Raw genomic sequence first — 12,439 nt, forward strand, 5'->3', positions numbered from 1 at the left:
TGCGACGAGCGCGGTGATCCGAACTATCGACGCCCCACAGCGGGCGCGCGACTGCGACTTCCTGGCGAAGTCGCACTAGGCGGGCAGCCTCGAGGCGCTGAGAAATAGCAATATCTGCAGATCAGAACGAGTTTCTGTCGCGGAACGAAAACTCTGGGCGCATCGGTGTTCGCCGTGATCCGCGGTATGCCTCCGGGATCCGGAAATCGCGGACACCACCCAAACATTGCTTGCTACCATCTAGCAAGCATCGAGTTTGCCCGGGGGCCCTGCGTTTGGAGAGGCGGATGGCGATGGTTCCCAAGTGGTGTCGATGGGCCGGGGCGGCGGCGCTGGTGGTCGCGGCGACCGCGGCATGTGGGACGGACGATGGCGGGGAGCCGGCGGCACAGCCGATCACAACGGTGACCGGGACCGCGGACCAGGTCCCGGACACCGGAAAGTTCGTTCCCCGATACGACCGTGCGATGCTCTCCGACGAGGCGAAAGCCGGACGGAGCGTGGCTCAGGACAACAACATCATCGAAGACCTCGCCGAGGCCATGGGGGCGGTGTACCGGCTGCCCAAGGATATCCCCGTCATCGGCCAGGAATGCGGCGGGTTCAACGCGTACTGGGACCCCGAGACGCAGTCGATCGTCCTCTGTTACGAGATGTTCGCCGGCGCCGAGCAGTACGCGAGAGCACAGTCCGAGGGGCGTCCCGACTACTTCAACCTGTACTTCGACGGCGTCACCCGCATGATCACTTTCCACGAGTCCGCGCACATGGCGATCGAGCTGTACGCGCTGCCCACAACGGGACGCGAGGAGGACTCCGCGGACCAGCTCTCCGCCCTGCTCCAGTTGACCGAGCCGGGCCCCAGCGGTGCGGGCGGCGTGGCCGCGGCGGCCGACTTCTGGTTCGACATCTCCGACGAGCCTGCGGTTTTCGACGCCAGCACCTTCGCCGATGAACACTCGCTGTCCCAGGTTCGTGCCTACAACCTGCTGTGCTGGGATTACGGCGCGCTACCCGACGTGCTCGGCGTTCTGGTGACCATCCCGGGTGAGCCGGAGCAGAAGGGGCGCCTGCCCTTGGAGCGCGCCGTGGGCTGCGTCGACGAATACAACCAGATGCAGGCGGCGTGGGCCACTTTGCTGAAGCCCCACATCAAGGTCGAACTCGGTGTCGCCCCTGCCATCGCCACGACCACCCCGGGTGCGCAACCCACCACGACCCCGGCACGGTAGCGGGACGCCCTGCCTGTCCTGATCCATAGTGATCTTCGCGGGTAGGTCACTGGCGGGCGGCGAGCGATTCGGCGAGCGCACGCTCGGACGGGAGGGTTTCGGGCCGCCACCGGGCGTCCACGACGAGCCCGAGCAGGCCGATGGCCAGGCATATGCCCGAGACGACCAGCATCGCGGGATGGGAGCCGCCGGTCAGCGCGTCGGCGAGGACGACGGTGGCGATGGTGCCCGGCGCGGAGCCGACGAAGGTGGCGGCGAGATACGGCCAGAAGCGAATCGAGGAGAGCCCGCAGCAGTAGTTGACCACCGAGAACGGCGCGAAGGAGATCAGCCGCAGCGAACCGACGGCCAGCCAGCCGCGCCGTTCCAGCCGCTCGTCGATGGCGCGCACGGCGGGATGGGTGAGCCGGGAGGCGACCCGGTCGCGGTCCAGCACGCGCACCAGGAACAGCGCCATCCCGGCGGCGACAACGGTGGCCGAGAGTGCGATCGCGGTGCCGAGCAATGATCCGAAAAGCACACCGCAACTGACCGTCAGCACCGTGCGCGGCAACGGCGCCACTGCGAGAATCGAGTAGACCCCGAAGAACAGCAGTGGGAACCACGAGCCGACCGAGTCCGCCCACTGCTGGATCTGCGTCGGACCGGGTAGCGGGACGAGCAGCGCCGCGACGAACAGCGCACCCACACCGACGAGCAGGGCGAGGATACGCGGGTTACGGAGCAGCCTGGTCACCCGCGACAGGTTACCGGTTGGTAGTGGCGGCCAGGGTCAACCGACGCTGCCGCTGCCGCTAGCATCAATGGAAACGGGACGAATGCTCGTTAACCGAAGTGCTCGCTGAGCTGGGCGAATGCGACGGTTCGGGTGCACATCTGTGGGTGCGCTCCGTGGTCGAGTGGAAGAGGAACAGCAGCTATGCCGATTGCTTCAGATCCGCCTCCGGGCGCCGGGCTCGCGGAGCGTCCGGCGGGCACGGATCCGGTTCCCCAGTATGCCGCCTGGCGTAAAGGCGTCGCGGGTGTGCTCGCCAAGGCGCGCAGGGTCGACGTCGCCGAATTGCCGGACGAGCCGGAGCAGCTGCTCGAGCAGACCACCTACGACGGGCTCACCGTCGCCCCGCTCTACACCCGGCGCGACGAGCGGCCGGAGCTGCCGTTGCCCGGCGCCTTTCCCTTCGTGCGCGGCCGCGACGCCGCGCGCGACGTGCATCGCGGCTGGTACGTCAGCGCCTTCGTCGGCCCCGGCGACGGTGCCGCGGCCAAGCGCGAGATTCTTGCCGGACTGGAGAACGGCATCAGCGCGGTCTGGCTCGGCGTCGGCGAGCGAGGTGTTCCCGTCGCCGAGCTGCCCGCGGCGCTGGACGGCCTGCTCTTCGAGCTGGCGCCGCTCACCCTGGACGCGGGCGCGCAGGTGTCGTCCGCCGCCGCAGCGCTTTTCGCGGTGCTCGACGCCTACCAGGCGCCGCAGCGCGCCGATATTCGGCTCTCCCTCGGCGCGGCGCCTCTTACCAGCCGTTTCGCGGGCATCGCCGACGCGGATCTGTCGGAGGCCGTCGCGCTGGCCGCCCAGTCCGTCGCCCGTGCGGAGACGGTGCGCGCGATCACCGTGGACGGCACCGTCTTCCACGACGCGGGCGCCTCGGACGCGCAAGAACTCGGCGCGGCGGTGGCCGCGGGCCTGGAGTACCTGCGGGCGCTGACCGAGGGTCAGGACATCGCGGACGCGCTGGGCCAGTTGGAATTCCGGTTCGCCGCCACCGACGACCAGTTCGCGACGATCGCGAAATTCCGTGCCGCGCGCAAGCTCTGGGCCCGCGTCGCGCACGCCTGCGGCGCACCGGACTTCGGCGGCGCACCGCAGCACGCGGTCACCTCCGCGGCCATGATGAGCCAGCGCGACCCCTGGGTGAACATGCTGCGCACCACGCTCGCCGCCTTCGGCGCGGGCGTCGGCGGCGCGGACACCGTCACCGTGCTGCCGTTCGACTCGGCGCTGCCCGCCGGCGAGCTGGGCGTGTCCAAGTCGTTCGCGGATCGCATGGCCCGCAACACCCAGCTGCTGCTGTTGGAGGAGTCGCATCTGGGCCACGTCCAGGATCCGGGCGCAGGCTCCTGGTATGTCGAGGACCTGACGGCCGAATTGGCTGCCAAGGCTTGGGCTTTCATGCAGGAGCTGGAAGCCGCGGGCGGTTACCTTGCCGCGCTGGAATCGGGTCTGCTCGCCGAACGCGTCGCCGCCACCAAGGCCGCCCGCGATTCCGATGTCGCGCACCGCAAGACCGCGGTGACGGGCGTCAACGAGTTCCCGAACCTGGCCGAGCGGCCGCTCTCCTCGGCGGCACGCACGCCGAGCCGGGTCGCCCGCTACGGCGCGGCCTTCGAAGCGCTGCGCGACCGCTCGGACGAGTATCTGGCGGCCAACGGGTCCCGGCCGAAGGCGCTGCTCGTGCCGCTCGGCACGGTGGCCGAGCACAACGTGCGGGTCACCTTCATCGCGAACCTGCTGGCCTCCGGCGGCATCGAATCGATCAACCCCGGCCCGCTGGACGTGGACGGAATCGCTTCTGCCGCAACGGAAGCCGGTGCACCGATCGCGGTTCTGTGCGGTTCGGACGCGCGCTACGGCGCGGAGGCGGGCGCGGCGGTCGACGCGCTGCGCGCTGCCGGTGTGGAAACGGTGCTGCTCGCGGGCGCGGCGAAGGCCGTCGCCGAGCTGAGCGGCACGCAGCGCCCGGACGGATTCCTCGCCGCGAAGATCGACGCGGTGGCGGCGCTGTCCGGCCTGCTGGAGAAGGTGGGAGCCTGATGACTACGCGTGAGATCAAGCACGTGATCGGCAATTTCGCCGAGGTGCCGCTCGACGAGCACGCGCCCGAACCTGCCGCGGTCGACGCCGCCCAGGTCGAGGCGTATGTGGCGGGCGCTGCGGCGGCCAACAACTACACGCCCGAGCAACTGGTGTGGTCGACCCCGGAGGGCATCGACGTGCCGCCGGTGTTCACCAAGGCCGACAGGGACGCCGTCGCCGCGGCGGGTTATCCGCTCGACAGCGTGCCCGGCGTCGCGCCGTTCGTGCGCGGGCCGTACCCGACCATGTACGTCAACCAGCCGTGGACCATCCGCCAGTACGCGGGCTTTTCCACCGCCGCCGACTCGAACGCCTTCTACCGCCGCAACCTGCAGGCGGGCCAGAAGGGTCTGTCGGTCGCGTTCGACCTCGCGACGCACCGCGGCTACGACTCCGATCACCCGCGCGTGCAGGGCGATGTCGGCATGGCGGGCGTCGCCATCGACTCCATCCTGGACATGCGTCAGCTCTTCGACCACATTCCCCTCGATCAGGTGAGTGTGTCGATGACGATGAACGGCGCGGTGCTGCCGATCCTGGCGCTCTACGTCGTCGCGGCGGAGGAGCAGGGCGTCGCGCCCGAGCAGCTGGCCGGAACCATTCAGAACGACATTCTGAAGGAGTTCATGGTCCGCAACACCTACATCTACCCGCCCAAGCCCTCGATGCGGATCATCTCCGACATCTTCGCCTACACCAGCGCGAAGATGCCGAAGTTCAACTCGATCTCGATCTCCGGCTACCACATCCAGGAGGCCGGAGCCACGGCCGATCTGGAGCTCGCCTACACCCTCGCCGACGGCGTGGAGTACATCCGGGCGGGCATCGACGCGGGCATGGAGGTCGACAAGTTCGCGCCGCGGCTGTCGTTCTTCTGGGCCATCGGCATGAACTTCTTCATGGAGGTCGCGAAACTCCGTGCGGGACGGCTGCTCTGGAGCGAGTTGGTCGCGAAGTTCGAGCCGAAGAGCGCGAAATCGCTGTCCCTGCGCACCCATTCGCAGACCTCGGGTTGGTCGCTGACCGCGCAGGACGCCTACAACAACGTGGCGCGCACCTGCATCGAGGCGATGGCCGCGACCCAGGGCCACACCCAGTCGTTGCACACCAACGCCCTCGACGAGGCGCTGGCGCTGCCGACGGACTTCTCCGCCCGCATCGCGCGCAACACCCAGCTGCTGATCCAGCAGGAGTCCAACACCACCCGGCCGATCGACCCGTGGGGCGGCTCGTACTACGTCGAGTGGCTGACCCACCAGCTGGCCAACCGCGCCCGCGCGCACATCGCCGAGGTGGAGGCGCACGGCGGTATGGCGCAGGCGATTTCGGAGGGCATCCCGAAGCTGCGCATCGAGGAGGCCGCCGCCCGCACCCAGGCGCGCATCGACACCGGCCAGCAGCCGGTGATCGGCGTCAACAAGTACCAGGTGGAGGAGGACCACGAGGTCGAGGTCCTCAAGGTCGAGAACTCGCGGGTGCGCGCCGAGCAGATCGAGAAGCTGCGGCAGCTGCGGGCCGACCGCGACCCCGCGGCCGTCGAGCGGGCACTGAACGAATTGACCCGCGCGGCAAGGTCTTCCGAAGGTGGCATGGAGAACAACCTCCTGGCGCTGGCGATCGACGCGGCGCGCGCCAAGGCTACCGTCGGCGAGATCTCCGACGCGCTGGAGAAGGTCTACGGCCGCCACCAGGCCGAAATCCGCACCCTCTCCGGCGTTTACCGCGACGAGGCAGGGAAGGTCACCAACATCACCACGGCTAGCGAACTCGTCGAGGAATTCGCCGAGGCCGAAGGTCGTCGGCCGCGCATCCTCGTCGCGAAGATGGGTCAGGACGGACACGACCGAGGGCAGAAGGTGATCGCCACCGCCTTCGCCGACCTCGGCTTCGACGTCGACGTGGGCCCGCTGTTCCAGACCCCCGAAGAGGTGGCGCAGCAGGCGGCCGACAACGACGTGCACGTCGTCGGTGTGTCCTCGCTGGCGGCAGGCCACCTCACGCTGGTGCCCGCCCTGCGGCAGGCGCTGGCCGATGTCGGGCGACCCGACATCATGGTCATCGTCGGCGGTGTCATCCCGCCCGGTGACTTCGACGAGCTCTACCAGGCGGGCGCCGCCGCGATCTTCCCGCCCGGCACCGTCATCGCCGACGCGGCGATCGATCTGCTGAAGAAGCTCGCCGCCGAGCTCGGTCACGAGATCGGCAGCGGCGCCGCGGAGTCCGCCGCCGAATGAGTGAAGCAGGTTCTCCGCGTGGGGGAGCGGTGCGCCGCACCATCGATGTCGACGCACTCGCCACGGCGGTCCGCAACAACGAGCGGGCCGCCCTGGCGCGGGCCATCACCCTGGTCGAGTCGACAAGGGCCGACCATCGGGCGCTGGCCCAGCAGCTGCTGCTGAAGCTGACGCCGGAGGCGCAAGGCTCCGCGAACGCGGTGCTGTCGAATCGGGTGGGCATCACCGGTGTTCCCGGCGTCGGCAAGTCGACGTTCATCGACGCGCTCGGCATGTACCTGATCGGCAAGGGGCATCGGGTCGCGGTGCTCGCCGTCGACCCGTCCTCGACCCGCACCGGCGGCTCCATCCTCGGCGACAAGACGCGGATGGCGCGACTCTCGGTGGAGCGCAACGCCTATATCCGGCCTTCGCCCACGGCGGGCACGCTCGGCGGCGTTGCCAAGGCGACTCGCGAGACCATCGTGCTGCTGGAAGCGGCGGGCTACGACGTGATCCTGGTGGAGACCGTCGGCGTCGGCCAGTCCGAGGTGACGGTCGCCAACATGGTCGACGTGTTCTGCTTCCTGACGCTGGCCCGCACCGGAGATCAGTTGCAGGGCATCAAGAAGGGCGTGCTCGAGCTAGCCGACCTCGTCGCGGTGAACAAGGCCGACGGCAAGCACGAGATCGAGGCCAAGGCCGCCGCGCGCGAGCTCACCGGTGCACTGCGCCTCATCCACCCACACGACGCGCTGTGGCGGCCTCCGGTGCTCACCATGAGCGGCCTGGAAGGCGTTGGCCTGGACAAGTTCTGGGACACGGTACTGAAGCACCGGCGGGTGCTCACCGACGCGGGCGAGTTCGACGAGAAGCGCCGCCGTCAGCAGGTCGACTGGACCTGGACGATGGTGCACGACCAGCTGCTGCGCAGGTTGGCCGACAACTCGAACGTGAAAGCGATTCGCGCACAAGTGGAAAAGCAGGTGCGCGAGGGGACGCTCACCGCGGCGTTGGCTGCCGAGGAGATTCTCGACGCCTTCGACACCGCTGGCGACTAGCGACTCGGACTGCACCACGAACCCGGGTGTAGCCGCCCAGCCGAGGTCTGACACGGCATCATCGACAACCTGCGGCCTGACAGGCCTGTCCGGTTGAGGTACAACAGCCGGTGCTGCGGCTGCCGTGGTCTCGGCGCCGACGGCTGCGGCGTGGCCCGCGTGCAGGTTCGTAGCGCCCGAACAGCCCGGACCTTATCCGATCCCGGCGGCGTTCACCTGTGCTCGGTGAAGCAGCCACGGGTCGTGGGCGTTGACGAGGAGGAGCTCGGACTCTGTCGACGCCCAAAGTTCCGCGAGCCGTTCGTGATTGGCCCGGACCCGGGGACGATCGTGGGCGATGAACTGTTCCATGGCGGTCAGTGCGTGCGGCACGTGACCGGTGCCGTCGACCTGGCCGTGGTGGTAGAAGGCGTCGCCCGCGTGCAGGATCCACCGTTCGCCGGTGTCGATGGCGATGGCGGCATGTCCGCGGGTGTGTCCCGGCAGAGCGATCATGACGAGTCCGGGTGCGATGTCGCTGAGTTCTTGCGCGGCGGAGAAACCGTGCCACGCTTCGCCGTCCGGTGTGTGCCGGACGAGGATCGGTTTGTGGTCGCGCTGTGTGGGCAGGTAGCGATTTCTTTCGATCGGTCCTCTGGGATGTAGCGCGGCGACGGCCTCGTCACTGGTGAGATGGACGTTGGCCCAAGGGAAGTCGGCGAGGCCGCCGGTGTGATCGGCGTCGAAGTGGGTGAGCACGATATCGCGGACGTCGCGGGGGTCGTAGCCCAGGCGTTCGACCTGCCGGACTGCCGCCTCGCTCTCGTCGAACGCCGGGCGGACATAGAACCGGGCGGGTCCGAACCGGGGAGCGGGATCCGCGGCATCGCGCAAACCCAGCCCGCTGTCCACGAGGACCAGCCCGGTATCGGTCTCCAACAGCAGCACATGACACACCAGGCCGCCCGGCGTGCGTGGTGGGCGCATGGTGCCGCAGTTGAGGTGATGGACTTTCATCCGAGCGCTTCCAGCATCGCGGCCATGGCGGCGGGGTCGCCGCCGAGCAGGGCCGTGTCGATGGTCTGGATGGGGTTGCTGCCATCCCAGTGGGCCGCGGCCGTCTTGACGAGGTCGAAGACGAACTTCTTGGTGCCGCCGACGTCGGAGATCTCGATGACGGTGCCGGGGTGGTGCTCGGTCTCCAGATACGCGAATCTGCCGTCGGCCCCACCGATCCGGCCTTCCTGACCGACAGTGAAGCCCGCCGCGATCGCGCGGTCGTAGAGCTCCTGATAGTTCTCGCTCCAGTAGGCGATGTGTTGCACTCCCTCGTTGCCGGCATCGAGAAAGTCCCGGTACATCGAGGGAGCGTCGTCGACGGGGCTGATGAGCTCGATCTGGATGTCACCGCTGTTGGCGACCGCGACGTCCATCGCCATGGGCGAGGGCTCGCCCTTGTAGGTGAAGTTCTCCGGTCGGACACCGCGCAGGTAGAACCAGGGACCGATACCGCACGCGACGAAATTGCGCATGGATTCCTCGATGTCGCGCACGACGTACCCGATCTGGGCGATGCTGCCGAACATGTTGGCGACCGCGCTCGGCGTGGGAGCCGCACCGGTGTGGGCGTCGGCGAACGAGAGGACGATTTTTCCGGTTGCCGCGTTATCACGTAGGCGCCGGGCGGCGGTCTCGGCCGCGTCGGCGGCGTGCACGCTGTCGAGCCGAGGAGCGATCTTGCCTTCGGCCACGGCGGGCAGGACCCGGTCGGCCAGCGCCGCGACCACCTCGGCGAGTTCGGCACGGGTGCGGATGCTGAAGGTGGTGCCGAGTAGCCGCTGCCGTCGAAAGGCGATGGTGTTGAGATCGATTCGCGTCCCAGGGCCCGCGAGCCTGCCGATGCTGACGATCGTGCCGCCGATCGCCGTGGCGCCGGGAAGCTGGGTGAAGAGTTCACCGCCGACGTGGTCGAGGGTGATGACAGCGCCCTTACCGCCGGTGGCCGCGAGCACGGCGGCGGTCAGATCCTCGGCGGACGTATCGACCGCGACATCGGCCCCGGCTTCGAGCAGGGCCGCGCGCTTGCTGTCGCTGGTGGTCGTCGCGACGATGGTGCCCGCGCCGAGCGCCTTGGCGAGTTGGATGCCGATCAGGCCGATCGAACTGGTGCCGCCGACCAGGAGCACGGAGTCGCCCGAGCGGAAACCGGCCTGGGTGACCAGGGCATCGTGCTCGGTGATCAGACCGACCGGCAGAGTCGCGGCCTCCTCGAAACCGAGGCGGTCAGGGATGGGCACCACCAGCCGTGGGTGGCACAGGGCGTAGTCGGCGAAAGCGCCGACCGTGATGCCCATGACACGGGTGCCCACGGGCAGGTGCGGGGCGAGCGGACTGGACGTCTCGACCACTCCCGCAATCTCCATCCCGGCGGTGAAGGGGCCTTCGCCCTGGGAATTCGCGGTGTAATCGCCTTCGAGGGCATAGAGATCGGCGCGGTTGAGGCCCGCGGCCATTACTTGGACGCGGATTGCGCCCAATTGCGTTGGGAGGCCGCGTTCTTCGAGGACCCAATCGGGTCCTTTGCCGCCGATGAGTGCGCGCATTGTCATGGTCTCCTTGGTTCGGTCAGTCGCCCAGGTCGGGCGGGGTGGTGGTCAGCAGGCGCGGGTCGGGTTCGGATCCGGCGGTGGCGAGCGCTCCGGCGACGGCTCGGCCGAACTTCAAAAGCCCACGGGGGCTGCGTTTGTCGATTGCGCCGAGCAGCTGTTTCAGGATGGTGAGCTGGTCGAAGTAGATCCGCTCGGTGACGAGGTTCTCGTGTTCGTCGAAGACGAAGTACGCCGTCATTCTGGTGCGGTGCTTGGAGCCGGTCGGCGGGATCTTGCCGAGCGGGCCGAGATGTGTTCCGAGGAGCCAGAATTCGACGACGACCGCGTCGTGGCTGTGACGGAAGGCGATGATCTCGTGGTCCTGGTCGGGGAAGGCGACGCGGGTGTCGCGGTAGTAGTCGCGCACCTCACCGTCGCCGTCGTGGACGAGCATCTGCGCGATCAGCTCGTAGTGCGGGTGCGGGAACGTCGACAAGGTCGCGTCCCAGTCCTGGCGGACTTCGTCGTGGAAGTGATCGAGGACGAGTTTCTCGCGGGCCCGCAACACATCTTCGGGCGGCAGTTCGAATCGTGATGGCACAGAGTCCTCCTCAAAGGCTCGAGTCGTGGGTGATGCGGCCGTGGCTGAAGGTCGGCCGGGTACCGGGATTGGTCCACGCGCCGGTCAGCTCGCTGGACGGGAAGAACTGCAGGAACCGCGAGTCGGCCTGGCTGCGGTCGGCCAGCGTCTTCTCGAGGACGATCGAGTTGTACTGGTCGGCGGTGGTCTCGATCGTGTTCGCGTTGAGCACGACTTCCTGCTGCCACCGCTGCGCCCAGCCCGCCACACCCGGCAGCCGCGAGTGCTCCGGGGTGAGCGCCTCGGCCGCGATCACGTTCTCGCTGCTGACCCAGATCCCGGTCGAGGTGTTGACCACCAGACTCTGGTTGCCGAACACGTGGCCGGGCGTCTTGACGACGGCGACGCCGGGGCCGAGCACGATCGACCCTTCGATGGGCAGGAACGCCTCGGCGGGGACGTCGCGGTAGGCGGCGGGCTGATACCACGGTTTTTGCAGCGGATGCAGTTCGGCCATCGCGGCGAGCTCGTCGCGCTGCACGATCACCTTCGCGTTCGGGAAGATCGCCCGGGGCGTGCCGCCGAGATCGTCCTGATGCGCGGTCGCGCCGATCCAGCGACGCAGGTCTTGGGTGTGCAAGTGGTCGAACATCAGGTAGTCGACCTCGTCCGGCTCGATCCCCAACCGCTCCAGATGCGCGAGCACCGTGCCGTGCTCGCGGACGACCTGTCGTTCGAGGACACGCGGCGTCCGCTGCGACAGGTTGTCGAAATACGGTGTGTACCTGCCGAGTTCGAAGTCCGAAGGCTCGAACAGCAGCGTTCGGCGCCGACCGTCGGAGTCGTGCCAGCGAATCACCAACATTCGGTTGGTGATCGACAGAAACGGCGCGATCGCCCGCGAGGCCCGGAACAAGCCGAACCGCGTCGGATACGGCAGCGTCACCAGATCGCAGGTGGTGACGCTGTCCGGTGTGCCGGTGCTCGGGAACTCACGGCGGAACGACCGTGCCCGTTCACGGGCGAGGCGCAACCGGGCGCCGGGGGTCTCGTCGGCCTTCGCGATATCGGTGAACGTGTCGATGCGGTCCCCGACGGTCGGAAGATCGGCGACGTCACCCCACGGAAAACGCATTCTGAACTCCAAAATCCACGGTGTGGGTTTTACTGCTGCCGCGAATTTATACCCACGGTGTGGATTAATGCAAGAGGGTGCGGAACAATGACGCCATGACCCAAGCCCCCACCGCCCGCCGCGGACGACCGCCCAAAGGCGCCAGTCAGCTCACCCGAGCGGCGATCGTCGAAGCGACCCTTGAAGTCATCGACGCGGAGGGCGTCGGCGCGGTAGGCATGCGGGCCGTCGCCCGGGTACTCGGCGTCGACCCGAAAAGCCTGTACAACCACGTCGACGGCAAGGACGGACTGCTCGACGCGGTCGCCGAGCACCTGTTGGGTTCGATCGCGCTGCCTGCGCGCGAGGGCGACCTCCGCGGCGATCTACGCGCCATCGCCGACGCGTTTCGCGATCGCGCGCTACTGCACCCGGAAGCCGCCGCCCTGGTTCTGACCCGACAGCTCGCCTCGTTCGAGGGTTTGGCGCCGATCCAATCCGTTCTGGCGATACTGCGCGCCGCGGGCTGCCACCCCGAGGAAGCCGTCCACATGCTGCGGACCGTGCTCGCCGCGCTCATCGGAACCCTGCTTCGCGAAGTGAACGCGGGTCCGACCTACGGCACCGACGACGCGGCGGGCATCGCCGCGCGCCGGGCCGCACTCGAGCAGTCGGGACTCCCGGCCGTCGCCGAGGCCGCGCCCTATCTCGCGCGGTTCGACAGCCAGGCGGAGTACGACTACGCGATGGATCTCGCGCTCGACGCGGTCGTCGCCCGGCTGGAAAGGGCGCGGCCGCGCTGACGCGAAATCGTTTGGCGC

10 protein-coding genes are annotated in these 12,439 nt (G+C 68.3%); 5 read left to right on the top strand and 5 right to left on the bottom strand.

Annotated elements, in window-relative coordinates:
* Positions 1-404: 404 nt before the first annotated feature.
* Positions 405-1,232 (top strand): DUF4344 domain-containing metallopeptidase, encoded by an 828-nt coding sequence (locus AB0H49_RS08375; RefSeq protein ID WP_357248746.1) that lies wholly within the window; start codon positions 405-407, stop codon positions 1,230-1,232.
* A 46-nt stretch (positions 1,233-1,278) separates the two neighbouring features.
* Here AB0H49_RS08375 and AB0H49_RS08380 read toward each other — a convergent pair whose 3' ends face one another.
* The gene (locus AB0H49_RS08380; protein ID WP_357248749.1) at positions 1,279-1,968 is read right to left on the bottom strand and encodes a TVP38/TMEM64 family protein; all 690 of its coding nucleotides are present in this window, start codon (positions 1,966-1,968) and stop codon (positions 1,279-1,281) included.
* A 183-nt stretch (positions 1,969-2,151) separates the two neighbouring features.
* On the opposite strand from AB0H49_RS08380, the gene AB0H49_RS08385 reads away from it, so the two are divergent.
* Genes AB0H49_RS08385 through meaB form a run of 3 tightly spaced genes read left to right on the top strand, consistent with a single transcriptional unit; the run spans position 2,152 to position 7,357 of the window.
* Positions 2,152-4,041, top strand: coding sequence for a methylmalonyl-CoA mutase family protein (locus AB0H49_RS08385; protein ID WP_357248752.1), 1,890 nt, complete (start codon positions 2,152-2,154; stop codon positions 4,039-4,041).
* Positions 4,041-6,317 (top strand): methylmalonyl-CoA mutase, encoded by a 2,277-nt coding sequence (scpA, locus tag AB0H49_RS08390; RefSeq protein ID WP_357248755.1) that lies wholly within the window; start codon positions 4,041-4,043, stop codon positions 6,315-6,317. The genes AB0H49_RS08385 and scpA overlap by 1 nt, the downstream gene beginning before the upstream one ends.
* A complete protein-coding gene (meaB, locus tag AB0H49_RS08395) occupies positions 6,314-7,357 on the top strand; it encodes a methylmalonyl Co-A mutase-associated GTPase MeaB (protein ID WP_357248757.1) in 1,044 nt (347 codons plus the stop codon). The genes scpA and meaB overlap by 4 nt, the downstream gene beginning before the upstream one ends.
* 192 nt (positions 7,358-7,549) lie before the next feature.
* On the opposite strand, the gene AB0H49_RS08400 is transcribed toward meaB, so the two are convergent.
* Genes AB0H49_RS08400 through AB0H49_RS08415 form a run of 4 tightly spaced genes read right to left on the bottom strand, consistent with a single transcriptional unit; the run spans position 7,550 to position 11,639 of the window.
* The gene (locus AB0H49_RS08400; protein ID WP_357248760.1) at positions 7,550-8,353 is read right to left on the bottom strand and encodes an MBL fold metallo-hydrolase; all 804 of its coding nucleotides are present in this window, start codon (positions 8,351-8,353) and stop codon (positions 7,550-7,552) included.
* Positions 8,350-9,939: a zinc-binding dehydrogenase gene (locus AB0H49_RS08405; protein ID WP_357248763.1), complete on the bottom strand. Its 1,590-nt coding sequence runs from the start codon at positions 9,937-9,939 to the stop codon at positions 8,350-8,352. Before AB0H49_RS08405 ends, AB0H49_RS08400 begins: the two co-directional genes overlap by 4 nt.
* A gap of 22 nt (positions 9,940-9,961) precedes the next feature.
* The gene (locus AB0H49_RS08410; protein ID WP_357248766.1) at positions 9,962-10,525 is read right to left on the bottom strand and encodes an ester cyclase; all 564 of its coding nucleotides are present in this window, start codon (positions 10,523-10,525) and stop codon (positions 9,962-9,964) included.
* 10 nt (positions 10,526-10,535) lie between these two features.
* Positions 10,536-11,639, bottom strand: a complete 1,104-nt coding sequence (locus tag AB0H49_RS08415) for a hypothetical protein (protein ID WP_357248769.1) — start codon at positions 11,637-11,639, stop codon at positions 10,536-10,538.
* Between the two features lie 95 nt (positions 11,640-11,734).
* Here AB0H49_RS08415 and AB0H49_RS08420 point away from each other — a divergent pair, with 95 nt between their 5' ends.
* On the top strand, positions 11,735-12,421 hold the full coding sequence (locus tag AB0H49_RS08420; RefSeq protein ID WP_357248772.1) for a TetR family transcriptional regulator: 687 nt from the start codon (positions 11,735-11,737) through the stop codon (positions 12,419-12,421).
* Positions 12,422-12,439 lie beyond the last annotated feature (18 nt).

The sequence above is a fragment of the Nocardia sp. NPDC050713 genome, assembly GCF_040654315.1.
In the GTDB taxonomy this organism is placed as follows: Bacteria; Actinomycetota; Actinomycetes; order Mycobacteriales; family Mycobacteriaceae; genus Nocardia.

Bases quoted from the DNA above. Each gene is read 5' to 3' on its own strand.
- AB0H49_RS08385 (WP_357248752.1), top strand. From the start codon at position 2,152: ATGCCGATTGCTTCAGATCCGCCTCCGGGCGCCGGGCTCGCGGAGCGT.
- scpA (WP_357248755.1), top strand. From the start codon at position 4,041: ATGACTACGCGTGAGATCAAGCACGTGATCGGCAATTTCGCCGAGGTG.
- meaB (WP_357248757.1), top strand. From the start codon at position 6,314: ATGAGTGAAGCAGGTTCTCCGCGTGGGGGAGCGGTGCGCCGCACCATC.
- AB0H49_RS08400 (WP_357248760.1), bottom strand. From the start codon at position 8,353: ATGAAAGTCCATCACCTCAACTGCGGCACCATGCGCCCACCACGCACG.
- AB0H49_RS08405 (WP_357248763.1), bottom strand. From the start codon at position 9,939: ATGCGCGCACTCATCGGCGGCAAAGGACCCGATTGGGTCCTCGAAGAA.
- AB0H49_RS08415 (WP_357248769.1), bottom strand. From the start codon at position 11,639: ATGCGTTTTCCGTGGGGTGACGTCGCCGATCTTCCGACCGTCGGGGAC.
- AB0H49_RS08420 (WP_357248772.1), top strand. From the start codon at position 11,735: ATGACCCAAGCCCCCACCGCCCGCCGCGGACGACCGCCCAAAGGCGCC.